This window comes from Desulforhopalus vacuolatus (assembly GCF_016918505.1).
Lineage (GTDB): Bacteria > Desulfobacterota > Desulfobulbia > Desulfobulbales > Desulfocapsaceae > Desulforhopalus > Desulforhopalus vacuolatus.
This window is the reverse complement of record NZ_JAFFPZ010000114.1, coordinates 1-460: the sequence shown is the minus strand read 5'-3', so window position 1 is coordinate 460 and position 460 is coordinate 1. Positions and strand designations below refer to the sequence as shown.

The window sequence follows — 460 nt, the reverse complement described above, 5'->3', positions numbered from 1 at the left end:
CTTGCTGCCTCTGGGATGATCGCCCGTTGAATCCTTCTTTGATGCGCCGAAAAAAGGATCGATCCGTTTGTTGACGCACATGGTCGTGAACTACATCTATCCCGTTGGCGAAATCAACGATAAATTTCTCCGGCAGGCATGCCAGGATTTGGCACGCCTCGCTATTAGGAAACGTTGCAGTAAATGTTGATATCACAGCATCGGCTCCAACTCTTTCTTGAGTATCTTACTGTCACTGATCATCTCCGGTGTTAGCTTTCTCAGTGCGCTAAGGCGCTCAGTCAATTGTTCTTGGTCTTGCTTGCTACTTTTATGATCTTCTGTGCTCCGGATCAGAGTATTGCGAAGCTGCTCTACCTTGCCTTTAAAGGAAATGAAGAAAGTGTTAATTTCTTGCAAAATCGGCTCATTTATTTTTTTAGAAATCATATTGTTGAGCTCTTTAAAGTGTGCTCTGGTC

The 460-nt window shown here is 44.1% G+C and carries 1 protein-coding gene and 1 pseudogene; both read right to left on the bottom strand.

Features of this window, described 5'->3' with window-relative positions; all coding sequences use genetic code 11:
• Nucleotides 1–196, bottom strand: a 196-nt coding sequence (locus JWG39_RS16140) for a diguanylate cyclase regulator RdcB family protein (protein ID WP_205220457.1), incomplete at its 3' end; no start/stop codon positions are given.
• A pseudogene (locus JWG39_RS16135) lies at nucleotides 193–460 on the bottom strand (dynamin family protein); the annotation flags it as partial. The gene JWG39_RS16140 and the pseudogene JWG39_RS16135, both read right to left, overlap by 4 nt.